At 70.6% G+C, this 24973-nt stretch carries 23 protein-coding genes; 21 read left to right on the plus strand and 2 right to left on the minus strand.

Going from position 1 to position 24973, the window contains the following annotated elements:
* Positions 1–33: 33 nt before the first annotated feature.
* The 14 genes from G9272_RS41315 (at position 34) to hypE (ending at position 13156) form a co-directional block, all read left to right on the plus strand.
* Positions 34–1107 carry a hydrogenase expression protein HypE gene (locus G9272_RS41315; RefSeq protein ID WP_171401323.1) on the plus strand — a complete coding sequence of 358 codons (1074 nt, stop codon included), beginning with the start codon at positions 34–36 and terminating at the stop codon, positions 1105–1107.
* Between the two features lie 83 nt (positions 1108–1190).
* Positions 1191–2972 (plus strand): nickel-dependent hydrogenase large subunit, encoded by a 1782-nt coding sequence (locus tag G9272_RS41320; protein ID WP_171401324.1) that lies wholly within the window; start codon positions 1191–1193, stop codon positions 2970–2972.
* Positions 2969–3502 (plus strand): hypothetical protein, encoded by a 534-nt coding sequence (locus tag G9272_RS41325; protein ID WP_171401325.1) that lies wholly within the window; start codon positions 2969–2971, stop codon positions 3500–3502. The genes G9272_RS41320 and G9272_RS41325 overlap by 4 nt, the downstream gene beginning before the upstream one ends.
* Entirely contained in the window at positions 3499–4140 is a 642-nt protein-coding gene (locus tag G9272_RS41330; protein ID WP_171401326.1) for a DUF5947 family protein, read from the plus strand. The genes G9272_RS41325 and G9272_RS41330 overlap by 4 nt, the downstream gene beginning before the upstream one ends.
* Positions 4137–4829 (plus strand): DUF6084 family protein, encoded by a 693-nt coding sequence (locus tag G9272_RS41335; protein ID WP_171401327.1) that lies wholly within the window; start codon positions 4137–4139, stop codon positions 4827–4829. The genes G9272_RS41330 and G9272_RS41335 overlap by 4 nt, the downstream gene beginning before the upstream one ends.
* A complete protein-coding gene (locus G9272_RS41340; protein WP_171401328.1) occupies positions 4826–6259 on the plus strand; it encodes a hypothetical protein in 1434 nt (477 codons plus the stop codon). The genes G9272_RS41335 and G9272_RS41340 overlap by 4 nt, the downstream gene beginning before the upstream one ends.
* Positions 6256–6807, plus strand: coding sequence for a hydrogenase maturation protease (locus tag G9272_RS41345; RefSeq protein ID WP_171401329.1), 552 nt, complete (start codon positions 6256–6258; stop codon positions 6805–6807). Before G9272_RS41340 ends, G9272_RS41345 begins: the two co-directional genes overlap by 4 nt.
* A gap of 11 nt (positions 6808–6818) precedes the next feature.
* On the plus strand, positions 6819–6923 hold the full coding sequence (locus G9272_RS46515) for a DUF6893 family small protein (protein ID WP_020129546.1): 105 nt from the start codon (positions 6819–6821) through the stop codon (positions 6921–6923).
* Positions 6924–7066: 143 nt separating this feature from the next.
* Complete coding sequence (hypA, locus tag G9272_RS41350; protein WP_171401330.1) at positions 7067–7459, plus strand: hydrogenase maturation nickel metallochaperone HypA; 393 nt, start codon at positions 7067–7069, stop codon at positions 7457–7459.
* Positions 7460–7462: 3 nt separating this feature from the next.
* Entirely contained in the window at positions 7463–8239 is a 777-nt protein-coding gene (hypB, locus tag G9272_RS41355; protein WP_171401331.1) for a hydrogenase nickel incorporation protein HypB, read from the plus strand.
* Complete coding sequence (gene hypF, locus G9272_RS41360; RefSeq protein WP_171401332.1) at positions 8236–10617, plus strand: carbamoyltransferase HypF; 2382 nt, start codon at positions 8236–8238, stop codon at positions 10615–10617. Before hypB ends, hypF begins: the two co-directional genes overlap by 4 nt.
* A 31-nt stretch (positions 10618–10648) precedes the next feature.
* Positions 10649–10954: a HypC/HybG/HupF family hydrogenase formation chaperone gene (locus G9272_RS41365; RefSeq protein WP_171401333.1), complete on the plus strand. Its 306-nt coding sequence runs from the start codon at positions 10649–10651 to the stop codon at positions 10952–10954.
* Positions 10951–12078, plus strand: coding sequence for a hydrogenase formation protein HypD (gene hypD, locus G9272_RS41370; RefSeq protein ID WP_171401334.1), 1128 nt, complete (start codon positions 10951–10953; stop codon positions 12076–12078). The genes G9272_RS41365 and hypD overlap by 4 nt, the downstream gene beginning before the upstream one ends.
* The gene (gene hypE / locus G9272_RS41375) at positions 12071–13156 is read left to right on the plus strand and encodes a hydrogenase expression/formation protein HypE (protein ID WP_171401335.1); all 1086 of its coding nucleotides are present in this window, start codon (positions 12071–12073) and stop codon (positions 13154–13156) included. The genes hypD and hypE overlap by 8 nt, the downstream gene beginning before the upstream one ends.
* 96 nt (positions 13157–13252) lie before the next feature.
* On the opposite strand, the gene G9272_RS41380 is transcribed toward hypE, so the two are convergent.
* Positions 13253–13642 carry a hypothetical protein gene (locus G9272_RS41380; protein WP_171401336.1) on the minus strand — a complete coding sequence of 130 codons (390 nt, stop codon included), beginning with the start codon at positions 13640–13642 and terminating at the stop codon, positions 13253–13255.
* 120 nt (positions 13643–13762) lie between these two features.
* A complete protein-coding gene (locus G9272_RS41385) occupies positions 13763–14785 on the minus strand; it encodes a LacI family DNA-binding transcriptional regulator (RefSeq protein WP_171401337.1) in 1023 nt (340 codons plus the stop codon).
* A gap of 410 nt (positions 14786–15195) precedes the next feature.
* On the opposite strand from G9272_RS41385, the gene G9272_RS41390 reads away from it, so the two are divergent.
* The 7 genes from G9272_RS41390 (at position 15196) to G9272_RS41420 (ending at position 24915) form a co-directional block, all read left to right on the plus strand.
* Positions 15196–16464, plus strand: a complete 1269-nt coding sequence (locus G9272_RS41390) for an ABC transporter substrate-binding protein (protein ID WP_171401338.1) — start codon at positions 15196–15198, stop codon at positions 16462–16464.
* Between the two features lie 93 nt (positions 16465–16557).
* Positions 16558–17430, plus strand: a complete 873-nt coding sequence (locus G9272_RS41395; protein WP_171401339.1) for a carbohydrate ABC transporter permease — start codon at positions 16558–16560, stop codon at positions 17428–17430.
* A gap of 32 nt (positions 17431–17462) precedes the next feature.
* Positions 17463–18392, plus strand: coding sequence for a carbohydrate ABC transporter permease (locus tag G9272_RS41400; protein WP_253268096.1), 930 nt, complete (start codon positions 17463–17465; stop codon positions 18390–18392).
* A gap of 91 nt (positions 18393–18483) precedes the next feature.
* Positions 18484–19341 carry a glycoside hydrolase family 43 protein gene (locus tag G9272_RS41405; protein ID WP_171401340.1) on the plus strand — a complete coding sequence of 286 codons (858 nt, stop codon included), beginning with the start codon at positions 18484–18486 and terminating at the stop codon, positions 19339–19341.
* Positions 19342–19473: 132 nt separating this feature from the next.
* Positions 19474–21954, plus strand: coding sequence for a carbohydrate binding domain-containing protein (locus G9272_RS41410; RefSeq protein WP_171401341.1), 2481 nt, complete (start codon positions 19474–19476; stop codon positions 21952–21954).
* Positions 21955–22142: 188 nt separating this feature from the next.
* The gene (locus G9272_RS41415) at positions 22143–23918 is read left to right on the plus strand and encodes a tannase/feruloyl esterase family alpha/beta hydrolase (RefSeq protein WP_253268097.1); all 1776 of its coding nucleotides are present in this window, start codon (positions 22143–22145) and stop codon (positions 23916–23918) included.
* Positions 23919–24039: 121 nt separating this feature from the next.
* Positions 24040–24915, plus strand: a complete 876-nt coding sequence (locus G9272_RS41420) for a dioxygenase (RefSeq protein ID WP_171401342.1) — start codon at positions 24040–24042, stop codon at positions 24913–24915.
* Positions 24916–24973 lie beyond the last annotated feature (58 nt).

Raw genomic sequence — 24973 nt, forward strand, 5'->3', positions numbered from 1 at the left:
CTTTCATTCCTCACCTCCCCAGGAGGCGGTCCCATGACTGAGGCGACGACGAAGACGGTCGGCGCTGCGCCCGCCGACGAGACACCCACGATCCATATTCTCTGGATCAACGCCGGGCTGAGCTGCGACGGCGACTCGGTCGCGTTGACGGCGGCCATGCAGCCCAGCATCGAGGAGATCGTGCTCGGCGTGCTGCCGGGGCTGCCGAAGATCGCCGTCCACTGGCCACTCATCGACTTCGAGTGCGGTCCGGTCGGTGGCTCGGACACGTTCATCGAGTGGTTCTTCAAGGGCGAGCGGGGCGAGATCGACCCGTTCGTGCTGGTCGTCGAGGGTTCGATCCCCAACGAGGCGATCAAGCCCGAGGGCTACTGGTGCGGCTTCGGCGACAACCCGGAGACCGGCCAGCCGATCACCACCAGCGAGTGGATCGACCGGCTCGCCCCCAAGGCGTTGGCGGTCGTCGCCATCGGCACCTGCGCCACCTACGGCGGCATCCACGCCATGGCGGGCAACCCGACCGGCGCCATGGGCCTGCCGGACTACCTCGGCTGGGACTGGAAGTCCCAGGCCGGCATCCCCATCGTGTGCGTCCCCGGCTGTCCGATCCAGCCCGACAACTTCTCCGAGACGCTCACGTATCTGCTCTACCAGGCGACCGGCGCCGCCCCGATGATCCCGCTGGACGACAAGCTGCGTCCCACCTGGCTGTTCGGGGCCACCGTCCACGAGGGCTGCGACCGCGCGGGCTACTACGAGCAGGGTGAGTTCGCCCTGTCGTACGACTCGCCGAAGTGCCTGGTCAAGCTGGGCTGCTGGGGTCCGGTCGTCAAGTGCAACGTGCCCAAGCGCGGATGGATGAACGGCATCGGCGGCTGCCCGAACGTCGGCGGCATCTGCATCGCCTGCACCATGCCCGGGTTCCCCGACAAGTTCATGCCGTTCATGGACGAGCCGCCCGGAGCCAAGCTCTCCAGCACGGCCAGCGGCGCCTACGGAGCCGTGGTCCGCAAGCTGCGCTCGATCACGGCGAAGACGGTGGACAAGGAGCCCAAGTGGCGCCGGACCGGCGAGAAGATCACCACCGGCTACCGGCCCCCCTGGTGACGCACCGCCGCGCGTGACCCGCTTCTGCTTCGTGCACCCCCCACAACCGAACCACTCGCGCAACGAAGGGCACGGCAAAGACGATGGCAAGGACGAAGGCGGCCGGCGACGGCAGCGGCCTGGTGGAGATGGCCTGGGATCCGATCACCCGGATCGTGGGCAGCCTGGGCATCCACACGAAGATCGACTTCAAGCAGAAGCGGGTCGCGGAGTGCTACAGCACTTCGTCGGTCTTCCGCGGCTACAGCGTCTTCATGCGCGGCAAGGACCCCCGCGACGCCCACTTCATCACCAGCCGCATCTGCGGAATCTGCGGCGACAACCACGCCACCTGCTCGGTGTACGCGCAGAACATGGCGTACGGCGTGAAGCCCCCGCACCTCGGCGAGTGGATCATCAACCTCGGCGAGTCCGCGGAGTACATGTTCGACCACAACATCTTCCAGGAGAACCTGGTAGGGGTCGACTACTGCGAGAAGATGGTCAGGGAGACCAACCCCGGCGTCCTCGAACTCGCCGAGCGCACCGAGGCCCCGCACGCGGCCGAGCACGGCTACCGCACCATCGCCGACATCATGCGCTCGCTGAACCCCCTCGAAGGGGAGTTCTACCGCGAGGCCCTCCAGGTCAGCCGCTACACGCGCGAGATGTTCTGCCTGATGGAGGGCCGCCACGTGCACCCCTCCACGCTCTACCCGGGCGGCGTCGGCACCATCGCCTCCGTACAGCTCTTCACGGACTACCTCAGCCGCCTGATGCGCTACGTGGAGTTCATGAAGCGCGTCGTGCCCCTGCACGACGACCTGTTCGACTTCTTCTACGAGGCCTTGCCGGGCTACGAGGAAGTGGGCCGCCGCCGGGTCCTCCTCGGCTGCTGGGGCGCGCTCAACGACCCCGAGTACTGCGACTTCACCTACGCCAACATGACGGACTGGGGCCGGCGGATGTTCGTCACGCCCGGTGTCATCGTGGACGGCAAGCTCGTCACCAACGACCTGACCGAGATCAACCTCGGCATCCGCATCCTGCTGGGCAGCTCCTACTACGAGGACTGGCAGGGTCAGGAGCAGTTCGTCACCCACGACCCGCTCGGCAACCCGGTGGACCCGCGCCACCCTTGGAACCAGCACACCATCCCCGCCCCGCAGAAGCGGAACTTCGACGACAAGTACAGCTGGGTCATGTCCCCGCGCTGGTTCGACGGCAAGGACCACCTCGCCCTGGACACCGGCGGCGGCCCCATCGCCCGCCTGTGGTCGACCGCGCTGTCCGGCCTCGTCGACATCGGATACGTCAAGGCGACCGGCCACAGCGTGGTCATCAACCTGCCGCGCACCATGACCAAGCCGGAGACCAGCTTCGAGTGGAAGATCCCGAAGTGGTCCAACGCGCTGGAGCGCAACCGCGCGCGCACCTACTTCCAGGCGTACGCCGCCGCGGTCGCCCTGCACTGCGCGGAGAAGGGCCTCGAGGAGGTCCGCGCCGGACGCACCCAGACCTGGGAGAAGTTCGAGGTCCCCGACGAGGGTCTCGGCGTCGGCTTCACCGAGGCGGTCCGCGGCGTCCTCTCCCACCACATGGTGATCCGCGACGGCAAGATCGCCAACTACCACCCGTATCCGCCCACCCCCTGGAACGCCAGCACCAGGGACTCCTTCGGCACGCCCGGCCCGTACGAGGACGCCGTGCAGAACACCCCCATCTTCGAGGAGAACACCCCGGAGAACTTCAAGGGCATCGACATCATGCGCGCCGTCCGCAGCTTCGACCCCTGTCTGCCCTGTGGCGTCCACATGTACGTCGGCGGCGGCAAGACCGTGAAGTCGATGCACGTGCCCACCGGCCTGAGCGGACTGGGCGGATGAGCGCGCCGACGGCGACGCGACCCGTCGACGCGGAACAGACCGGACGCCGTGTCGAGGAGGTGCTGGACCGGCTGGCCGCGAGCGGCGACCCGGCCGCCGCCGAGGCGGCCGAGGAACTCGTCCGCTCCCTCATGGACTTCTACGGCTCCGGTCTGGCCCGCGTCCTCCACCTGCTGTCCGCCGCCCCGGGCGACCCGCTGGCGGGCCTGCTCGCCGACGAACTCGTCGCGAGCCTCCTCGTCCTGCACGACCTGCACCCCGAGGACCGCGACACCCGGATCACCCGGGCCCTCGACAGCGTCCGGGAACACGCCCTGGACGTCGTGGACTTCGACGAGGAGAGCGGCGCCCTGACCCTGCGGACGCGGGAGGCAGGCGGCTGTGGATGCGGCTCCGGCGACAGTGCCCGGGAGGCCGCGCGGGCGGCCCTCGCCTGCTTCGCACCGGAGGTCAGGGCCGTCGACGTCCAGACCGCGCCCGCGGGGCCCACGCTCCTCCAGATCGGCACGGCACCGACGGGCGCCCGATGAGGGCGTCCCCGGCGACGCGCACACCCGGCCTGCGGAGGTTCCTCACCGAGCGACCTCCGCGGCTCGAACGGTGCGAGCTGTGCGCCGTGCCGGTCGAGGCGGACCACCGCCATCTGGTCGACACCGAGAAACGTGCCCTCGTCTGCGCCTGTGCCGCCTGCGCGCTGCTGATGCAGCAGCCGGGCGCCGCCGCGGGCCGCTTCCGCACGGTCCCGGCCCGCTACCTCACCGACCCCGGACATCGGCTCGACGAGAGCGCGTGGGACGCGTTGCAGATCCCGGTCGGCGTCGCCTTCCTCTTCCGCAACGCGGCGCTCGACCGGCTGGTCGCCCTCTACCCGAGCCCGGCCGGAGCCACCGAGAGCGAACTCGAACCGGCCACCTGGACGGCGGTCCTCGGCGGCAGCCGCCTCGCCGGACTGCTCGAACCCGACGTGGAGGCGCTGCTGCTGCGCCGCGCCGAGGGCCGCTTCGAGTGCCACCTCGTACCGATCGACATCTGCTACGAACTGGTCGGCCGTATGCGCCTGTTGTGGCAGGGCTTCGACGGCGGGGCCGAGGCCCGGGCGGCGCTGGACGCGTTCTTCGCGGACGTCGCGCGACAGGCCCGGCCCGTGGACGAGGCGGTGCGGCCATGACGGAGTTCTCCTTCGCCTGCACCGGCGTCCGTGCCGACCGGTACGCCGCAGGACCGACCCTCGTCTTCCGGCTGCGCGTCACCGCCGCCGACGGCGCGCGGGTGCACGCCCTCGCGCTGCGCTGCCAGATCCGCATCGAGCCCGCCCGCCGCGGCTACGAGCCGGCCGAGGCCGACGGGCTGGCGGACCTCTTCGGCGAGCGCTCCCGCTGGGGCAGCACGCTCCAGCCGGTGCAGTTCGCGCAGATCTCGCTCATGGTCCCCGGTTTCACCGGAGAGACCGAAACCGATCTCGTCGTCCCCTGCACCTACGACATGGACATCGCGGCCACCCGCTACCTCGACGCCCTCACCGCCGGAGAGGTCCCGCTGCTGATGCTGTTCTCCGGCACGGCGTTCACCGGCGAAGGCGGTTTCCAGGTCGAGCCGGTGCCGTGGGACCGGGAGGCGGCCTACCGGATGCCGGTCGCGACCTGGCGGGAGATGGTCGAGCAGCACTTCCCCGGGTGCGGCTGGATCCGGCTGCCGCGCGACACCATGGACGCCCTCCTCGCCTACCGCTCCCGGCGCGCGCTGCCCTCCTGGGACGCCACCCTCAAGGCCCTGCTCGACGACAGCGGCAGCGCGGACCGGCCCCGGCGCGACCCGCTGCGCGCGCTCACCGGCACCACCGGAAGGACGGATCCGTGACCGTGACCGCGTTCGCCTCCGAGACGGAGGAGCGGTTCGCCCTCGCCCGGCAGGTGGCCGACGCCGTCCTCTTCGAGGGCTATGTGCTCTACCCGTACCGCGCCTCGGCGGCCAAGAACCGGCTGCGCTGGCAGTTCGGGGTGCTGGTGCCGCCCGGCTGGGGCGCCGAGTGCGAGGAGCACGACTTCCAGCACACCGAGTGCCTGATGGAGCCGAAGGCGGGCGCGACCCTCTCCGTCGAGGTGCGCTTCCTGCACGCCCGACGGCGCACCGTGCAGCGGGTACGTCCGGACGGCGGCTTCGACACGGTCGCCGAACTCCGCCTCGACGACCGGGTGCTGATGCCCTGGGACGAGGGGGGCGAGGAACGAGTCGAGGTGGTCGCCTCGGTGGACGAACTCCTCGGCGACGGCGTCACGCAACCCTTCCGGCGGCCCGCCCGGGAGGACATCGAGCCCGTCCTGGACGCGGCCGGCCGCACCGTCGGCCGACTCCTGCGGCGGTGCGAGGAGATCAGCGGGACGATCCGGCTGTCCGCCCGCGAGCTCGACGGCCCCTACCGGACCATGCGGCTGACCGCCGTCGTCGAGAACACCAGTGACTGGACACCGTCCGAGGCCCGAGACGCCGGCCGGGACGCGGCGCTGCCGCACTCCCTGGTGGCCACCCACCTCCTCATGGCCCTCAGCGCCGGATCGTTCCTGTCGATGACCGATCCCCCCGAGTGGGCGAAGGCCGCGGTCGCCGCCTGCCGCAACCTGCACACCTGGCCCGTGCTCGCCGGCGAGACCGGCAGCGCCGACCTCGTGCTGTCCTCGCCGATCATCCTCGAGGACCATCCGGCCATCGCACCGGAGAGCCCCGGCGCGCTCTACGACGCCACCGAGATCGACGAGATCCTCGCGCTGCGCACCGCGGCCCTCACCGACGAGGAGAAACGCGAGGCCCGGGGCACCGACGAGCGGGCGGCCGCCGTGATCGAGCTGGCGGACTCGATGCCGGCCGAGGTCCTGGAGCGGCTGCACGGAGCGGTCCGCAGTCTGCGCGAGGCAACCGGCCCGGCGGCCCCCGCCGTTCCGGGCGGCGGCTTCCCCGACGAGTACGGGGTGCAGCGCCCTGACACCCCCTGGTGGGACCCCGCCGGCGAGGCGGGCTTCGACCCGGCGCAGGACCATGTGCTCGTGGACGGCCGGCGGGTGGGCAAGGGCAGCCGCGTCGAGCTGTGCCCGGGCCTGCGGCGCACCGACGCGCAGGACATCTTCCTGCGGGGCCGCACCGCGAAGGTCGAGGCGGTGCTGCACGACGTGGACGGCGGGGTGCACCTGGCGGTCACGGTCGAGGGTGACCCGGGCGCCGACATCCGCCGTGAGCAGGGCCGGTTCCTGTACTTCCAGCCCGACGAGGTCACCCCGCTGGAGGACGACGCATGAACCCTCCCGCACCGGCAGCTCCGAGGACGCTCGTGGCGGGCATCGGCAACATCTTCCTCACGGACGACGGCTTCGGCGTGGAGACCGCCCGCCGGCTCGCCGAGCGCGACCTGCCCGGACATGTCGAGGTCGTGGACATCGGAGTGCGCGGGGTGCACCTCGCCTACCAGCTCCTGGACGGCTACGACACCCTCGTCCTGGTGGACGCCACGGCGCGCGGCGAAGCCCCCGGCACGCTGTACGTGATCGAACACGACGTCGGCGGCGGGAGCCCGCCGCCCGGCACGCCCGCGCTGGACGGCCACCGGATGACTCCCGACGCCGTCCTGGCGCTGCTGGGCACCCTGTGCGCCGGGACCGGCGGCGAGCCGCCACGGCGCGTCCTGGTCGTCGGATGCGAACCGGCCACGGTGGACGAGGGCATCGGCCTCAGCCCGCCGGTGTCCGACGCCGTACCGGAGGCGGTCCGGCTGATCGAAGAGCTGCTGCGCAACGGAGAGCCGGGAGAGTCCGCGCCGCGGGCCACGGCCGACGGGATCTCGAGATGAGGAGAGACGGGATGAAGAAGATGATCATCGGCGGAGCGGCCCTCGCGGCCCTGGTCGCCATCGGCGCCGAAGTGTTTCCCGACGTGCGGCGCTACCTGCGCATCCGCCGGATGTGAACCGCGGCCGCCACCGGTGTGCCACGCGGTTGCGTCGAACGGCGTACCCGGCGGCCGGTGACGGCGTGCCGGGCCGTCCGGCCCCGGTGCGCGCGCCTCTAATGAAGGCCGACCGGAGGCAGGCCGCGAAAGGACGGAGACCCATGCACGAGATGTCCGTCGCGCTGGCCGTCGTCGACCAGGTGGCAGAGGCCGCCGAGCGGGCCGGCGATGTCACGGCGGTGCGAACGGTACGGCTCCAGGTCGGCGAACTGGCCGGCGTCGTACCCGATTCGCTCGCCTTCTGCTTCGAACTGGTCTGCGCCGGAACCCTGCTGGAAGGCGCCGAACTGGTCACCGAGGCAGTGCCGGGCAGAGCCCGCTGCACACCCTGCGCCCACGAGTGGGCCGTCGGCATGCCACCCCGGCTGACCTGCCCCACGTGCGACGGGACGACCACCGATCTGCTCGCGGGCCGGGAACTGCGGATCGCCGCCGTGCAGTGGGAGACCGGCGACCCCATGCCCACCCGCGAACCGATCTCCGAGGAGTGCTGAACCATGTGTCGTGTCGTCGACCTGCGCCAGGCCGTGCTTGCGAAGAACGACGCGAGCGCCCACACGCTGCGCACCCGCCTCACGGCCCACGGCACCACGGTCGTCAACCTGCTGTCCAGTCCGGGCAGCGGCAAGACCGCCCTGCTGGAGAGCGAACTGCTGCGGGCACGGGAGCGGTCCGTGCCGGTCGCGGCGCTGACCGCCGATCTCGCCACCGAGAACGACGCGATCCGGCTCGCACGGTCGGGCGCCCCGGTCAAGCAGGTGCTCACCGACGGACTGTGCCATCTGGAGGCGGGCATGCTCGCCGGGCATCTGGACGGGTGGCTGCCCGACGGCACCCGGCTGCTGTTCGTGGAGAACGTCGGCAACCTGGTCTGCCCCGCCGGCTACGACCTGGGGGAGACCCTGAGGGTCGTCCTCGCCTCGGTGACGGAGGGCGAGGACAAGCCGCTGAAGTACCCCACCGCGTTCGGCCTCGCCCACCTGGTCGTCGTCACCAAGATCGACCTCGCGGAGGCCGTGGAGTTCGACGAGATCGCCTTCCGCGCGAACGTGCAGCAGGTCAACCCGGGCGTCGAGGTGGTCCTGACCTCGGCACGCCGAGGGAAGGGCGTGGGCGCGCTGCTCGACCGGGCGCTCGCCGCCGCGGAGGGCGCGCCCCTGCACACGCCGGTGATGGCCGGCCGGCCGGACCTCCATCACGGCCACTCGCACCCCCACCCGCACACCCATGCCGACGAGACCGACGCCGGCGACCTGGCACCCACCCCCTCGTGAGCGCTCCGCCGCCGTCGGCCGCCGTCGCCGGCGAACCGCCGCTGCGCCGCCGGGTCACCGTCCGGGGAGTGGTGCAGGGCGTGGGATTCCGGCCCTACCTGTACGGCCTCGCCACCGAACTCGCCCTGGCCGGACACGTGACCAACACCCCGGAGGGCGTCGTCGCGGAGGTCGAGGGCACCGCCTCGGCCGTCGCCCGGTTCTGCGACCGGATCGCCGCCCAGGCGCCCCCGCTGGCCCGCGTCGAGTCCGTCCACCACCGCGAGATGCCACCCCTCGGCGGCACCGCGTTCACCATCCTCACCTCCCGGACCGGCGGACCGGCCCGCACCCTGGTCTCCCCGGACTGCGCCACCTGCGCCGACTGCCTCGCCGAGTTGGCCGACCCGGCGGACCGGCGGTACCGCCATCCGTTCGTCAACTGCACGCACTGCGGCCCGCGTTTCACGATCGTCACCGGAGTGCCGTACGACCGGGCCCACACCACCATGGCCGGCTTCGCCATGTGCCCCGACTGCGCCCGGGAGTACGCGGATCCGGCCGACCGCCGCTTCCACGCGCAGCCGGTCGCCTGCCCGGCCTGCGGGCCGCGGCTGCGGCTGCTGGTCCCGCCGTCCGACGACCTCACGGGGACGGACCCGGTCACCGAGGCGCGCGCACTGCTGTCGGGTGGCGCGATCGTCGCCGTGAAGGGACTGGGCGGCTACCACCTGGCCTGTGACGCCACGAACGAGGAGGCGGTCGGCCGTCTGCGCCGGCGCAAGGCACGGGGGGACAAGCCGTTCGCCGTCATGGCCCGGAGCACGGCCGACGTCGAGCACCTCGTCCGGCTGGGCCCCGAGGAGCGGGACCTGATCGAGGACGGTGTCCGGCCCGTCGTACTGCTGCGCCGACGCCCGGACCCGGTGTACGGGGCGGGGGCCCCGCAGCCCGCCGAGGCCGTCGCGCCCGGCAGCCCCGACCTCGGCGTGATGCTGCCGTACACGCCCCTGCACCAGCTGCTGCTCGGCCTGCCCGGCGACCCGGACGGCCCCCGGCTGCTCGTCATGACCAGCGGCAACATGTCCGGTGAGCCGATCGTCACCGACGACGCCGAGGCGCTGGAGCGGCTCGCGCCGCTGGCCGACGCCTGGCTCACGCACGACCGGCCGATCCACGTTCCCTGCGACGACTCCGTGGTCCGCGTCTGCGACGGGGAGCCGCTGGTGATCCGCCGCTCCCGCGGCTACGCCCCGCTGCCGGTCGCCCTCCCGCTGCCCGTCCGTCCCGCCCTCGCCGTCGGCGGCGACCTGAAGAACGCCTTCTGCCTCGGGGCGGGCCGGCGAGCCTGGCTGTCCGCGCACATCGGCGACATGGACGACCTCGGTACCCAGCGGGCCTTCGAGGGCGCGGTGGCGCAACTGGAGTCCATCACCGGCGTACGGCCCGGCATCCTGGTGGCCGACCGGCATCCCGGCTACCGCTCCGCCCGGTGGGCCGAGCGCCATGCGGCGACGCGGCCCGTCGTACGCGTCCAGCACCATCACGCGCATGTCGCCGCCGCGATGGCCGAGCACGGGCTGGACGGCACCCGGCCGGTCATCGGCGTCGCCTTCGATGGCACGGGCCACGGCGACGACGGAGCCGTGTGGGGCGGCGAGTTCCTGCTCGCGGACTACGACGGCTTCAGCCGGTTCGGGCACCTCGCGTACGTCCCGCTGCCCGGTGGCGACGCCGCGGTGCGCAGGCCGTACCGCATGGCGCTGGCCCATCTGAGGGCGGCCGGGATCGACCGGTCGGACGACCTCGCCTGCACGGTTGCCTGCCCACCCGACGAACTGCGCCTGCTGGAACGGCAGTTGGAGCGCGGCCTGCACTGTGTCCCCACGTCCAGCATGGGGCGGCTCTTCGACGCGGTGTCCTCGCTGGCCGGGGTGTGCCATCGCGCCGGATACGAGGCACAGGCCGCCGTCGAGCTGGAGGGAGCGGCGCTCGGCGCGCCGAGCGGCGACCACTGCGCGTACGCCTTCGACCTCCACGCGCCCGGGTCTGCGTGCGAAGAGGGCGATGCGGTACGCGCCGACCCCGCGCCCGTCCTCGCCGCGATCGTCGCCGACCTGCGGGCCGGCGTCGAATCCGCGCTGGTCGCGGCCCGCTTCCACCGGGCGGTGACCGGCCTGGTGCACCGGATCTGCGTGCGGGCCCGGGAGCGGCACGGCCTGGACACGGTCGCCCTGACGGGAGGCGTGTTCGCCAACACGCTGCTCTCCTCGTCCTGTGCCGCCACCCTGCGCGAGGACGGCTTCACGGTTCTGCGGCACCGGCTGGTGCCGCCGGGCGACGGCGGTCTGGCACTGGGCCAGCTGATGGTGGCCGCCCGGACCACTCCCACCGACTGAGTAACGCGCGACCCACAGCGAGGAGAGGCTCATGTGCCTGGCGGTACCCGGCAGAGTGCTGGACATCGAGGACCGGGACGGCACCCGGATGGCCACCGTCGACTTCGGCGGTGTGGTCAAGGAGGTGTGCCTGGAGTATCTGCCCGATCTCCAGGTCGGCGAGTACGCCATCGTCCACGTCGGCTTCGCCCTTCAGCGGCTGGACGAGGAGTCGGCGCGACAGACGCTCGAGCTGTTCGCCGAACTCGGCATGCTTCAGGAGGAGTTCGGCGACGCCTGGGAGATGGCGGCGGCGGAGGCGGGCACGGACCCGTTGGAAGAGGTGCACAACCAGTGAAGTACATCGACGAGTTCCAGGATCCGGAGCTGGCCCGGCGGCTCCTCGACGACATCCATGCCACGGTGACCAGGCCGTGGGCGCTGATGGAGGTCTGCGGCGGTCAGACGCACAGCATCATCCGGCACGGCATCGACCAACTCCTGCCGGAGCAGCTGGAGTTGATCCACGGTCCGGGCTGTCCCGTGTGCGTGACCCCGCTGGAGGTCATCGACAAGGCTCTGGAGATCGCCTCTCGGCCGGAGGTGATCTTCTGCTCCTTCGGGGACATGCTGCGGGTGCCGGGCACCGGACGGGACCTGTTCCAGGTCCGTGGGGAGGGCGGCGATGTGCGTGTCGTCTACTCGCCGCTCGACGCGCTGCGGATCGCCCAGCAGAACCCCGACCGCGAGGTGGTGTTCTTCGGCATCGGCTTCGAGACGACGGCGCCCCCCAACGCCATGACGGTCCACCAGGCCCGGAAGCTGGGCGTTCGGAACTTCAGCATGCTGGTGTCCCATGTCCGGGTACCCCCGGCCATCGAGGCGATCATGTCGTCGCCGAGCTGCCGGGTGCAGGGCTTCCTCGCGGCCGGGCACGTGTGCAGCGTGATGGGCGTGGAGGAGTACCCGGAACTGGCGGAGCGCTTCCGCGTCCCGATCGTCGTGACGGGTTTCGAGCCGCTGGACATCCTCGAAGGCGTGCGCCGGGCCGTCCGTCAGCTGGAACGCGGCGAGCACACCGTCGACAACGCCTACGCCCGTGCCGTACGCCCGGAGGGCAACCCGGCCGCCCGGGCCATGCTGGAGGACGTCTTCGAGGTCACCGACCGGGCCTGGCGCGGCATCGGCGTGATCCCCGGCAGCGGCTGGCGGCTGTCGTCGAAGTACCGCGACCACGATGCCGAGCACCGCTTCCCGGTCGACGGGATCCGGACGGAGGAGCCGGCCGAGTGCCGCAGCGGCGAGGTCCTCCAGGGGCTGCTCAAGCCGCACGAGTGCGAGGCCTTCGGCACCCTGTGCACCCCCCGCACCCCCCTGGGAGCCACCATGGTCTCCAGCGAGGGCGCCTGCGCCGCGTACTACCTCTACCGGCGGCTGGACATGCCGGCCACCAAGACCCGGGAGGCGACCCCCGTTGTCTGACACCACCGATCTGCATGCCCCCGCCCGCGCGCTCGACGTCGAGGGCTGGACCTGTCCGGCGCCGCTGCGTGACCGGCCCCGGGTCGTCATGGGTCACGGTGGCGGGGGAGTGCTCTCCGCCGAACTGGTCCAGCAGATCTTCGCGCCCGCCTTCGGGGGCGAGGTGCTCGCTCAGCTGGGCGACTCCGCCGTCCTGACCCTCGGCGGGGCCCGGCTGGCGTTCTCCACCGACTCCTACGTGGTGCGGCCGCTGTTCTTCCCCGGCGGCAGCATCGGCGACCTGGCGGTCAACGGCACCGTCAACGACCTCGCCATGAGCGGCGCCCGCGCCGCCTACCTCTCCTGCGGATTCATCCTGGAGGAGGGCGTCGAGCTGGACGTGGTCCGGCGGGTGTCCGAGGCGCTGGGCGCGGCCGCGCGCACCGCCGGTGTGGAGGTGGCCACCGGGGACACCAAGGTGGTGGAGGCCGGTCACGGCGACGGGATCTACCTCAATACCGCGGGCATCGGTCTCGTCCCCGCGGGCGTGGATCTGCGGCCGCAGCGGGTCGTCCCCGGTGACGTGGTGATCGTCAGTGGTGCCATCGGTGTCCACGGGGTGGCGGTCATGAGCGTGCGCGAGGGCCTGGAGTTCGGGGTCGAGATCAAGAGCGACTGTGCGGCGCTCGGCGGCCTGGTCGACGCCATGCTCGCCGTCACCCCGGATCTGCACGTGCTGCGCGATCCCACCCGAGGCGGCCTGGCGGCCGCGCTCAACGAGATCGCGGCGGCCTCCGGCGCGGGGGTGGTCATCCGGGAACGCGACGTTCCGGTCCCGTCGGCGGTTGCCAACGCCTGCGCCATCCTGGGCCTGGACCCCATGTACATCGCCAACGAGGGCAAACTGGTGGCCTTCGTCCCGCGCGAGCACGCCGACGCAGTCCTCGAGGCGATGCGAGCCCATCCGCTGGGCGCGAACTCCGTGGTCATCGGCGAGGCCGTCGAGGCGCATCCCGGGATGGTCGTGGCCAGGACCGGCCTGGGCGGAACACGGGTGGTCGATCTGCCGATCGGGGAGCAGCTGCCGCGGATCTGCTGACACGGATCCCGCGCGTCGTACCCGCGCGTCGTAGGGGTCTACGACGCGGCCGCGGGGGGCGTGGAGGAGCCGGCCGTCCGCGCGCCGAGCGGGCCGTCAGTGGCCCGATCGGCGTCCGGACGGCGGGTCCTGCGGGTCCACGCCGGTCGTGGCGGACGCGTCCCGGCTGCCGCTGGGGCGCTGGGAGCGACCCTTGCGGCCGGTGTCCTGCCGGCCTTTCTCGTCCGTGTCGGCGTACTCCTCACCGCGTCCACCGTGACTCTTGACCTTGTCACCCGGAACGGACTTCGTCTCCTCCGCGGACCTGGTCCGGCCCCGGCCCTTTGCGCCGCCGTGCTCAGCGGCGTGGAAGGAGCGGTGGGCACTCGGGTTGTCCTCCTGACGTGTCTCGTCCACATCGGGCGACCAGCCGTGCTGCCCGGCGCCCTCGTGCCGGCTCGGACCCTTCCCGTGCGGTGGCTCGGACGAACGTGGTTTCTTCGTCATGATCCGACCTGCCTGTTCCTGGTCAGTGGAGGACGCCGGTCGAGCGCCACCGTGCTCAATGAATTATCCCCTCTTGTGATATTTCGAGCACATCGTGGCCGTGCGGGAGGGTCCGTCGGTTCAGGCCGGACCGCCGTCGGGCGGTGGGGCGGTCGAGTTGCGTACCACGAGCTGGGTGCCCACCTCCATGTGTTCCATCAGCAGCCGCTGGCCTTCGATGACGGAGAGCAGCGCGCGGGCCGCCTTCTGGCCCATGTCGTGCAGCGGCTGACGCACGGTGGTGAGGCCCGGGAAGCTCTGGGCCGCCTGCGGGAGGTCGTCGAAGCCGACCACCGAGAAGTCGGCGGGCACCGTGAGACCGCACGCCCGTGCGGCGTCGACGGCGCCGAGCGCCATCAGATCGGCACCGGCGACGATCGCCGTCGGACGGTGATCGTCGATCAGCCGGGAGGCGGCGCGGAATCCGCTGGCGTAGGAGAAGTCGCACGAGGCGACCAGTCGCTTGTCGACCTCCAGCCCGGCGAGCCGCATCGCGTCCTCGAAGCCCTGGTAGCGGATGGACGTGCTTTGCAGGTCCTCCTCGCCGCGCAGGTAGGCGATCCGGGTGTGCCCCAGGTCGATCAGGTGCTGTGTGCCCTGGCGCATCCCGTGGTAGTTGTCGACGCTCAGCCGGGGCAGGGGGACGTCCAGCCGCCGGGGATCGATGATGACGCAGGGCAGCTTCTGGCGGCGCAGCAGTTCGACCGTCTCGTCCTCGAGGACGGGCGCGATCATGAGGACGCCGTCGACGAGGCCGCGTCCCAGGAACTCGATCCGGTCCTTCTCCCGTACCGCGTCGTGGTACGAGGCGTTGACGAGCAGTTCCTGCTCGGCGCCGGCCAGTTCGTCGGCGACGCCGCGGAGGATCTCCAGTCCGTACTGGCTCGTCAGGTCCAGTGCGATGAGGCCGATGAGCCCGCTGCGGCCGGCCTTGAGGTTGCGGGCCGACACGTTCGGCCGGTATCCGAGCCGTCCGGCCACCTCCATGACGCGGCGCCGGGTCTCCTCGGAAGCCCCCGGCTTGCCGTTCACCACATTGGACACGGTCATCGCGGAGACGCCGGCCTCTTCGGCCACCTGCGCGATGGTCACCCGCCCTGCCACCCAAACTCCCTCTGCTCGGCGCCCGGCACGCGACGACATTAGAGCCTGCCGTTCCTCACTCATGCCACATAGTCAAGAAAACTTTAACGATAAGTTGCGATAGGCGTCAATGAACCCCGCTATGGGGGCGGTGGTCGACCCTGCGAACAGGGCTTGGGTGAGGGTCCTGCCGGTGGTGGGCGGGGGCCGTGGAGGCCTCGGCCCGGTCGGTCGGCCACGGAAAGTTACGTATAGATGTCAGCTAAGTTTTGCGTTACAGTCCCGGCCATCGGCACGTAACGTTCGCCGCAACTCGGGTCGACAGGCCCCTTTTCCACACGTATCAGCGCTGCACCCACAGGCGCGGGCTGATCGGTCCACAACCCCTTGAGAAATGACGAGTCGGTCCGTACCGACGGGTGAGGTGTGCAATGAAGCGTTCTGGGAGACGTCTCGCGGTCGCCGCCACGGTCGCCGCCATGGCGATGTCGCTGGCCGCGTGCGGAGGTGGGTCGTCCGGTGCCTCCGCCGACGGCACCGTGACCCTCCATGTGGAGGCATGGAAGGGCGGCGGCGCGGAGCCGGCGAACGTCGCGGAGATCAACAAGGCGTTCGAGAAGGCGCATCCGAAGATCAAGATCGACTTCCAGTACACCACCGCGGACCCGACCTACACCCAGAAGCTCCAGCCCGAGCTGCTGGGCGGCAAGGCCGGCGACGTGATCATGGTCGACGCGGACAAGATGAAGAAGTGGGGTGCCTCCGGCTACCTCGCCGACCTGTCCGGCGAGTCGTGGGCGAGCCGGATAACCCCGGACGCCAAGCAGTTCGCGCAGGCCGACGGCAAGACCCTCGCCATGCCGATGGAGCTGATCGGCATCGGTCTGTACGCCAACATGGACCTGCTGAGGAAGGCCGGGATCACCGAAGTCCCCACCGACTGGCCGACGTTCCTCGCCGACCTGGGCAAGGTCAAGAAGGCCGGCATCGACCCCATCGCGCTGCCCGACAAGTCGGGCTGGACCGGCAGCTCGGTCTTCCAGGCCGCCGGATCGTCCCTGGTCTACCAGCAGAACAGGAAGTGGGACGCCGATTTCCTGGACGGCAAGGCCTCCTTCGACCCCGACTGGAAGGCGTCGCTGGAGCAGTTGAAGACCCTCGAGGACGAGGGCTACGTCAACTGGAAGAACCAGCTCGGAGTCGACGAGTGGTCGCAGGGCCCGCAGGACTTCAGCGCCGGCAAGAGCGCCTTCTGGTACCAGGGCGCCTGGCAGGTCTCCAACGTCAAGAAGGCGGGCTTCCCGGTCTCCTTCGCCCCCTGGCCGGGCGGTGCCGCGGGCACCAAGCCCAACGGGATGCTCTTCTCCGGCACCATGTGGGCCGTCAACTCCCAGTCCCAGCAGGGTGACGCGGCGCGCGAGTACGTCAAGTTCTGGTCGCAGAACCAGAACCTCTCCAAGTACCTCGAGGCCGAGCACGCGGAGTCGCCCTTCATCAGCGGCCTGACGCCGGAGAGCACCGAGACGACGGCCTTCACCGCCGCCTTCAAGGACGGCCGTTACCGGATCCTTCCGTCCGACTCCTGGTACGGCTCGGCCGCCGAGACCACGACCGGCTCCAAGATCCAGGCCTATCTGCTGGGCAAGGCCTCCGCCGCGCAGACCCTGAAGGACATCCGGACCGCGGCGTCCGCCAAGTAGCCCGGCCACCCCTCGATCAGCCGTGGTGGGGGCGTCGTCGCGGCTCACCGACCGCCCCCGCCACGGCCCTTCCGGGCAAGAGGAGGATCCCTCGTGTTCCACCGACGGCGCGCCACCATGGCCGCCTTCCTGCTGCCGGCCATCGTCGTGTACGGCGTGTTCATGCTGTATCCGCTGGCCCGTGGCGTCTATCTGAGCATGACCGACAGCCTCGGAGGCCCGATCGCCGACTTCGTCGGCACCCGGCAGTACCGTGCCATGGCCGACGACCCGGCCGTCACCGACGCCCTGTGGCACACCGTGCTGTACGCGGCGGTCGTCGTGGTCGTGCAGAACGGCCTCGGGCTGCTCTTCGCGAGCATGCTGTTCCGCCGTCCGAGGGTCCGCAAGGTGCTCAACGTCGTGCTGCTCACGCCGACGCTGATCTCACCGGTGATGGCCGCCTTCATCTGGTCCTACCTGTTCGCCCCGACCGGCGGTATCAACGCGCTCCTGGACCTGGTCGGTCTGCACGGCCTGAACCACGTCTGGCTCGGCGACACGTCCACCGCGCTGTACTCGGTGGCCGCCGTCAACATCTGGATGTTCACCGGCTACTCCTGCGCGATCTTCCTCGCCGGCTATATGAACATGCCCACCGAACTGCTGGAAGCGGCCGCGCTGGACGGCGCGAGCGGCTGGCGGCGCTTCCGCAGCATCGAATGGCCGCTGCTCGCCCCCGCGCTCACCGTCAACGTGACGCTCAGCCTGATCGGCTCGCTCAAGGTCTTCGAGTTCCCCCTCGTGCTGACCAACGGCGGCCCCGCCGGAGCCACGGACACGCTGACGCTGCTGGTGTACCGCAACGTCTTCGGCGGCGGGAAGTTCGCCTACGGCGTCGCGCTGTCGGTCGTCCTCCTGGTGACCGTGGTCGTCCTGTCCAGCGCCACCTCGTCCCTGCTCCGGCTCCGCGAGCGCCGCATCTGATGGAACCCGACGGAAGCCGACGGATCGCCACCATGACTTCAGACATCACTTCGCCGCCCATCGAGACCCGGCCCGCCCACCTCGGCAAGCGCCGTGTCCCCACCCGCCCCCGTACGACGTCCGGGACGTCCCGCAACCCGCTGCGGCGGCTGGCCGGCGGCCTCGGCACCGCCCTGCTCTGCCTGGGCACGCTGCTGTTCGTCCTGCCGTTCCTCTTCACCGTCGTCACCTCGCTGCGCACCGCCGCCGACGTGGCCCGCTCCCCGCTGGGCATCCCGCACTCCCTGACCCTGAAGAACTTCTCCGACGCCTTCAGCCAGATCCACTACGGGCGAAGCACCCTCAACACCCTTCTCATCACGAGCCTTTCGTGCGTGGTCATCACCGTGATCGGCTCGCTCGCCGCCTATCCGCTCGCCCGGATCACCCAGCACTGGTCCACCGCGGTGTACCGGCTGTTCATCCTGGGCACGTCCGTCCCCGTGTTCGTCGTGGTGGCGCCGCTGTACCTGCTGATGCGCGACCTGAACCTGCTCGACAACTACGCGGGTGTCGTCCTCATCTACACGGCCCTCAACCTCCCGGTCGCCGTGTTCTTCTACACCAGCTTCATCCGCGGGATCCCGGCCGATCTGGAGGAGGCGGCCGCCCTCGACGGCTGCGGTGCCTTCCGTACCTTCTTCACGATCATCCTGCCGCTGCTGCGCCCGGTCACCAGCACACTGCTGACGTTCGTCTCCCTCCAGATCTGGAACGACCTGCTGGTCCCGCTGGTGTTCCTCCAGGACCCCGACAAACGGACCGTCATGGTGAACGCGTACTCCTTCATCGACCCGCACACCGTGCAGCCGACCACCCTGTTCCCTGCCGCCCTGCTCGGTGTTCTGCCGCTGCTGGTCATCTTCGTCTTCTTCCAGCGCCAGGTGGTCGCCGGCATGTCCGCCGGGGCGGTCAAGTCATGAACCCCGCCGGCTGATCGCGGCCTCCCGCACACGACGACCTCACCGTCCCTGGGGCACCCCTGCCCCGATGTCCCGGAAGGACCATCCACCGATGTACGTGGTCTCATACTTCACCGACGCCGACGAGGCGCTCCACCTGGCCTGGAGCCACGACGGCGAGGAATTCGCGACGGTGAACGCCGGTCGGCCCGTGCTGCGCGGCACGGTCGGCACCGGCAGACTCCGGGATCCGTTCATCGGGGTGGGGCCCGACGGCCTGTTCCACCTGCTGGCCACCGACGGCTGGACGAGCCCCCGCATCGTCCACGCCACCTCGGCCGACCTTCTCACCTGGTCGCCTCAGCGACTCCTTCCGGCGATGGCCGACGTGGCGGGAGCCCTCAACGCCTGGGCGCCGGAGTTCTTCCTGGACCGCGGGACCGGGCTGTACCACCTCATCTGGTCGTCGGTCGTCGAGGCGGGAGGCACCGCCGAGGGCCGTGACTTCGAGCATGTCGGCCAGAACCACCGCATCTGGCACTGCACCACCGAGGACTTCGAGACGTTCTCGGCCCCCGGGCTCTTCTTCGACCCCGGGCACTCGGTCATCGACGCCACCGTGCGGGAGTCGGACGGCGGCGGGTTCCTCATGGCCTACAAGGACGAACGCGGCACCAACGACCTCGCCACCGCCCACAAGGACATCCACCTGACCACCTTCGAGACCCCCGGCGGCCCGTACAGCGCCTCCACCGGGCCGGTCACCCCCTCAGTGGTGGAAGGGCCGTCGATGTTCCACCGCGGCGGCGAGACGGTCATGATCTTCGACCACTACCTCGAGGGACGGTACGGAGCGGCCCGCAGCAAGGACGGCGTGGAGTGGAAGCCCGTCTCCCTGGCCCTGCCGCCGGGGATGCGCCACGCCTCCGTCCTCGAGACGCCGCTCCCGGCAGCACTCCCACTGCGGTGAGGGGCCGGGCGGCGTGACGCTCCCGCCACAGACTCCGGGCTTCGGGCGTATCCGCTTCGGCCGGCCCGGTGCAGGACATCCGTGCCGCATCCCGCGGTGCGGAGGACACTTCACCCACCAAGGAGCGTCGCGATGAAGCGTCGCAGATCGGATCGCCCGGGAGTCCGGGCATCCCGCGTCCTCGCCCTGCTCGCCACTCTGGCGGGCGCCCTCCTGCTCCCGGCCCACACCGCCCTGGCCGCGGGCACCACCCACTACGTCGACTGCTCGGCCGCCGCCAACGGCAGCGGCACCCAGGCCAGTCCCTGGAACGCGGTCGGCAGCGTCAACGGCACCACCTTCGCCGCCGGTGACAGCATCCTCTTCGCGGCGGGCACCACCTGCACCGGGCAGCTCACCCCCGGCGGCTCGGGCGCGTCGGGCAGTCCCATCACCATGGGCGCGTACGGCAGCGGCGCCAAGCCGGTCATCGACGCGAACGGCGCCACGGGTCCGGTCATCCACCTGCTCAACCAGCAGTACTGGGAGATCGGCGGCCTGGCGCTGACCAACGCGGCCACTTCGCCCGCGTACCGCTCCGGCGTCCTGGCCGAGAACAGCTCGGGCGGAGTCCTGCACCACATCCGGGTGCACGACATGAACATCCACCACATCAGCGGCTGGTCCGGCGGCTGGTATGCCACCAACGCGGGCGTCGGCGTCCAGACCGACCACACCACCCCGGTCTCCACCTGGGACGACGTGGTGGTCGAGAACAACACCTTCGACCATGTCGACCGCATAGCCGTCGCCGTCACCCCGGACGGGGACGGCCAGGGCACCGGCCTGACCACGAGCACGGTCATCCGCGGCAACACCATGACCTACGACGGTGCCGACGACATCCTCGTCGTCAAGAACGACGGCGCCCTCATCGACGGCAACAAGGCCGGGTACGGCGGAGCGAAGAACACCTGCCCGCCCTCCGGCCAGTACTGCAACGGGGCTTCCGCCGGCATCTGGATGTCCGGCAGCTCCAACACGGTCGTCCAGAACAACGAGGTCTACTGCCACGTCAACGGCGCCGACGGCACCGGCTACGACGTGGACTGGGGCAACCACAACACCACCTTCCAGTACAACTGGAGCCACCAGAACCTCGGCGGCTTCATGCTGGTGATGCCGCCGTTCACCATCGCCAACGAGCCCACCTCGACCGTCCCCAGCGACGGCACGGTGATCCGCTACAACATCAGCGAGAACGACGGCACCAACGCCGGCTGCCCCGCCGCCGGCACCCCGACCCACGGCACCGGCGTCTTCCACTTCGTCGGCAACATCCCCAACCGGAGCGGCAGTTCGGTCGCCGTCCCGCTCATCTACAACAACAGCGTCTACCTCGACAAGAGCGGCCTGAACACCCCGATCCTGTACTCGCGGCGGGGCGGCAGCGTCACCGGCACCCTCTCCTTCCGCAACAACGCGGTGTTCGACTACGGCACCGGCGGCTACTTCACCACCAGCTCCGGTTCCGTCTACGCCAACAACCTCTTCTACGGCACCCACCCGTCCTCCGAGCCCGCCGACGCGGCGAAGGTCGTCACCGACCCCGAGTTCCGCAACCCCGGCAACACGAACACCTCCTCGACCTTCACCGGCGTCGACGCCTACCAGGTCCACCCGTCCTCGCCGGTGATCAGAGCCGGTGCGGTCATCAGCGGCAACGGCGGCAAGGACGCCTTCGGCAACACCGTCTCCGCGACGGCGGCGCCCAACATCGGCGCCTACAACGGCACCGGCGGCAACCTGGTCTCCAACGCCGGTTTCGAGACCGGCGCGCTCTCCCCCTGGACCCAGGCCAGTGGCAGCGCGTCCTCCGTGCCCGCCTCCAACGCCCGCACCGGCAACTACGCCCTGACCACCGCGGCCGCAGGCAGCGGCGCCAACCAGACGCTGACCGGTCTGACCCCCTCCACCACCTACCTGCTGACCGGCTGGGCCAAGGTCGCCAACGCCGGCGAGACCCTCGCCGTAGGCGTCAAGAACTACGGCGGCACGGAGACCTTCACCAACATCGCCACCACTTCGTACTCCCAGGCCGCCGTCCTGTTCACCACCGGCTCCGCCGCCACCACGGCCACCGTCTACTGCTGGAAGAACGCCGGCGGCAGCGGCGCGGGCTACTGCGACGACCTCGCGGTCGAGCCCCTGACCTCGGCCGCCAACGCGGTCACCAACCCGGGCTTCGAGACCGGAGTGCCGGCCCCGTGGAGCCAGAGCACCGGGACGGCGTCCGGTGTGGTCGCGTCGAACGCCCGCACCGGCACGTACTCCCTGCGCACGGGAGTCAGCGCCAGCGGGGGCATCCAGACCGTCAGCGGTCTCGCCTCCGGCAGCAGTTATCTGCTGGCCGCCTGGGCCAAGGTGGGCACCGCGGGCGAGGAGGTCGCGGTCGGCGTGAAGAGCTTCGGCGGCACCGAGAGCTATCTGCGGGCCTCGACCACGTCCTACGTTCAGCAGCCGATCTTCTTCACGACGGGCGGTTCCACCACGTCGGCCGCCGTGTACTGCTACAAGAACGCCGGCTCCTCGGCCGGTTACTGCGACGACTACACCCTGATCAAGCTGTCCTGACCGCGACCGACAGCACCGCAGGAAGGTTTCTGCGCAGCGGGCGGGTCGGTACACCGACCCGCCCGCGGGCCGTCAGGTGTCCGAATAATTGTTGTCGAAATTGTTGACGATCTCTCCGGTGTGGGCCACGCTGGCCGCTCGGTGGCGCCGTCGCCCATGGCGCGCCGCCCGTACCGAGAGGGGAACCCATGCGTTGGTCCTTCGTCCGCGGTCGAAGGAGACCGGCCGCTGTCGCCGCCCGGGTGGCGGTGGTGGCGATGCTCGCCGCTGTCCTGGTACCGGTCACGAGCGCGAGCGGCGCGCAGGCACCGCACCGCGCGGTCACGGCTGACGGTCTGGCGGATCTGCCCGCGGTACGGCCCGTGGTGGACTGCGCCCGCGTGACCGGCCTCGACCTGGACGGGGTCACCGACGCGCCGGTCACGATCTCCTCGGCGACCGTCGTGACGACCGGAGCGGCCCCCTACTGCGAGGTACGGGGGACCATCGCCCCCGCGAACACCATTGTCATGCGCCTGCCGGTCAACGGCTGGACGCAGCGCTACGTCCAGACCGGCTGCGGTGGTCTGTGCGGAAGCGCGGCCATCAACTACGGCCAGGCGTCGACCTGTCCGGTCGTCGAGGACGGCACGGTCGCGAGTGCCACGACCGACATGGGCCACCAGGGCCAGAACGACGGCTCATGGGCGCTGGACAACCCGCAGGCGCAGATCGACTTCGCCTACCGGGGTGTGCACGTCACGTCCCAGGTGGCCAAGGCGGTCATCGCGAGGTTCTACGGCAAGCGCCCCGCCTACTCCTACTTCACCGGCTGCTCCGACGGCGGCCGTGAGGCGCTCATGGAGGCGCAGCGCTACCCGGACGACTTCGACGGCATCGCCGCCGGCGCGCCCGCGAACAACATGGTCGTCCAGAACACCTTCCACCACGCCTGGAACGTGCTGACGAACAAGGACGGCAACGGCGACTACATCCTCCTCGCCGACAAGCTGCCCCTGATCCACCGGGCCGTGCTGGCGGCCTGCGACGCGCTGGACGGCCTGACCGACGGGCTGCTCGACGACCCGCGGCGCTGCGGCTTCGACCCGAGGACGCTGGTGTGCGTATCCGGTCAGGACCCGTCGACGTGCCTCACCGCAGCGCAGGCCGCCGTGGTCCAGCGACTGCACGACGGCGCCACCGACGCCCAGGGCCGCAGGCTGGAGCTCGCCATCTCCCACGAGTGGGGCTCCGAACTGGAGTGGACCCTGTTCGTGCCGAAGACGCAGGGCGAGACGGTGGCGAGCGAGAACTTCGTGACGTCCTTCGCCCGCTATCTGGCGTACCCGAACGCCCCCGACCCGGACTTCCGGCTCTCGGACCTCGACTTCACCGTCGAGTCGTTCTGGAAGACGGTCCAGTCCTCCAGCTATCTGGCGGCCATGGACCCCGACCTCGGCGCCTTCGAGAAAAGCGGCGGCAAGCTGCTCCTCTGGCACGGCTGGAACGACCAGCACATCTCACCGCAGGGGACGCTGGCCTATTACGACGCCCTGCGCGAGACGATGGGAGCGAGGACGGCCGACCGGTTCGCCAAGCTGTACATGTTCCCGGGGGTGGCGCACTGCGGGGGCGGTGAGGGGCCGAACACCTTCGACGTCCTCACCCCGGTGATGGCGTGGGCGGAGAGCGCCACCACGCCCGGGCGGATCGTCGCGTCCAACAGCACGAACGGCACCGTGACGCGCACCCGTCCCGTGTACCCGTACCCCGAGGTCGCCCGCTACGACGGCACGGGCAGCGTCGACGACGCCGCGAACTTCGTGGCCCGCACCCCGTCGGCCCACCCGGCCGGCGACGCCTACGACTGGCTCGGCAAGCGCCTGTACTCCCATGGCTACCAGACCTGGTGCAGGGTCGTGGACGGCAGGCTGGTGTGCCGCCCGACCCGGACCTGGCTGACCGAGCGGGAGGGGGCCGCCTAGCCGCGGGGCCGGCGTCCCGAAAGGGGCGCCGGTGTTCCGGCGTCGGGGCTTCCCGCGCCGGTGGAGACTGGTCCGAGGACCAGACCGTCGGCCAGGAAGCCCCGAACCGCTAGGAACGACCATGGACTTCACCGTCGAGACCGCCACCGAAGCGGTCGTGGACAGCTTCCGCAGCACCGAGGACCCCCGGCTGCGGGAGGTGCTGATGAGCCTGACCCGCCACCTGCACGCCTTCGTGCGCGACGTCGGGCCCACTCCGGGGGAGTGGGAGGCGGCGATCGACTTCCTCACCGCCGTCGGGCAGAAGTGCGACGACACCCGGCAGGAGTTCGTCCTGCTCTCCGACGTCCTGGGCGTCTCCATGCTCGTCGAGACGCTGAACGGAGTGGAGGAGGGAACAGAGAGCACCGTCCTCGGCCCCTTCCATATGACCGAGTCCCCCCGCAGGGACCTCGGCGACAGCATCGACCTCCTCGGCACCGGCCGCCCCTGTGTGGTCTCCGGCCGGGTGCTCGCCACCGACGGCACCCCGCTGCCGGGCGCCGAGCTCGACGTGTGGCAGTGCGACGAGGAGGGTCTCTACGACGTGCAGCAGCCCGACGTCCAGCCGCCGGGCAACGGACGCGGGCTGTTCCGCACCGACGACGAGGGCCGCTTCTGGTTCCGCACCGTCGTCCCGTCCCCCTATCCGATTCCCACGGACGGGCCGGTGGGCACCTTGCTGCGAGTCACCGGCAGGCACCCCTTCCGGCCCGCCCACGTCCACTTCATCGCGAGAGCCGAGGGCCATCGGCCGGTCACCACCCACACCTTCGTCGCCGACGGGCCCTACCTCGACTCCGACGCCGTCTTCGCCGTCAAGCAAGGTCTGATCACCGACTTCGCGGAGTCGCGCGACGAGCGCGCGGCCGAGCGCTTCGGAGTGACAGCGCCCTTCACCCACGCCGGTTTCGACATCGTCCTGGCGCCGGAAGTCACGGTCAACTGCCGCGAGTAAGGCAAGGCAAGCCTAAGTTAGATAATGTTCCCTGTGCAGTTATCTGCCGGACGCATGC

The sequence above is a fragment of the Streptomyces asoensis genome (assembly GCF_013085465.1).
In the GTDB taxonomy this organism is placed as follows: Bacteria; Actinomycetota; Actinomycetes; order Streptomycetales; family Streptomycetaceae; genus Streptomyces; species Streptomyces cacaoi_A.

Excerpts from the sequence above, each read along its gene's own strand:
- G9272_RS41315 (WP_171401323.1), top strand. The coding sequence starts at position 34 with ATGACTGAGGCGACGACGAAGACGGTCGGCGCTGCGCCCGCCGACGAG.
- G9272_RS41320 (WP_171401324.1), top strand. The coding sequence starts at position 1,191 with ATGGCAAGGACGAAGGCGGCCGGCGACGGCAGCGGCCTGGTGGAGATG.
- G9272_RS41325 (WP_171401325.1), top strand. The coding sequence starts at position 2,969 with ATGAGCGCGCCGACGGCGACGCGACCCGTCGACGCGGAACAGACCGGA.
- G9272_RS41330 (WP_171401326.1), top strand. The coding sequence starts at position 3,499 with ATGAGGGCGTCCCCGGCGACGCGCACACCCGGCCTGCGGAGGTTCCTC.
- G9272_RS41335 (WP_171401327.1), top strand. The coding sequence starts at position 4,137 with ATGACGGAGTTCTCCTTCGCCTGCACCGGCGTCCGTGCCGACCGGTAC.
- G9272_RS41345 (WP_171401329.1), top strand. The coding sequence starts at position 6,256 with ATGAACCCTCCCGCACCGGCAGCTCCGAGGACGCTCGTGGCGGGCATC.
- G9272_RS46515 (WP_020129546.1), top strand. The coding sequence starts at position 6,819 with ATGAAGAAGATGATCATCGGCGGAGCGGCCCTCGCGGCCCTGGTCGCC.
- hypA (WP_171401330.1), top strand. The coding sequence starts at position 7,067 with ATGCACGAGATGTCCGTCGCGCTGGCCGTCGTCGACCAGGTGGCAGAG.
- hypB (WP_171401331.1), top strand. The coding sequence starts at position 7,463 with ATGTGTCGTGTCGTCGACCTGCGCCAGGCCGTGCTTGCGAAGAACGAC.
- G9272_RS41365 (WP_171401333.1), top strand. The coding sequence starts at position 10,649 with ATGTGCCTGGCGGTACCCGGCAGAGTGCTGGACATCGAGGACCGGGAC.
- G9272_RS41380 (WP_171401336.1), bottom strand. The coding sequence starts at position 13,642 with ATGACGAAGAAACCACGTTCGTCCGAGCCACCGCACGGGAAGGGTCCG.
- G9272_RS41390 (WP_171401338.1), top strand. The coding sequence starts at position 15,196 with ATGAAGCGTTCTGGGAGACGTCTCGCGGTCGCCGCCACGGTCGCCGCC.
- G9272_RS41400 (WP_253268096.1), top strand. The coding sequence starts at position 17,463 with ATGACTTCAGACATCACTTCGCCGCCCATCGAGACCCGGCCCGCCCAC.
- G9272_RS41405 (WP_171401340.1), top strand. The coding sequence starts at position 18,484 with ATGTACGTGGTCTCATACTTCACCGACGCCGACGAGGCGCTCCACCTG.
- G9272_RS41410 (WP_171401341.1), top strand. The coding sequence starts at position 19,474 with ATGAAGCGTCGCAGATCGGATCGCCCGGGAGTCCGGGCATCCCGCGTC.
- G9272_RS41415 (WP_253268097.1), top strand. The coding sequence starts at position 22,143 with ATGCGTTGGTCCTTCGTCCGCGGTCGAAGGAGACCGGCCGCTGTCGCC.
- G9272_RS41420 (WP_171401342.1), top strand. The coding sequence starts at position 24,040 with ATGGACTTCACCGTCGAGACCGCCACCGAAGCGGTCGTGGACAGCTTC.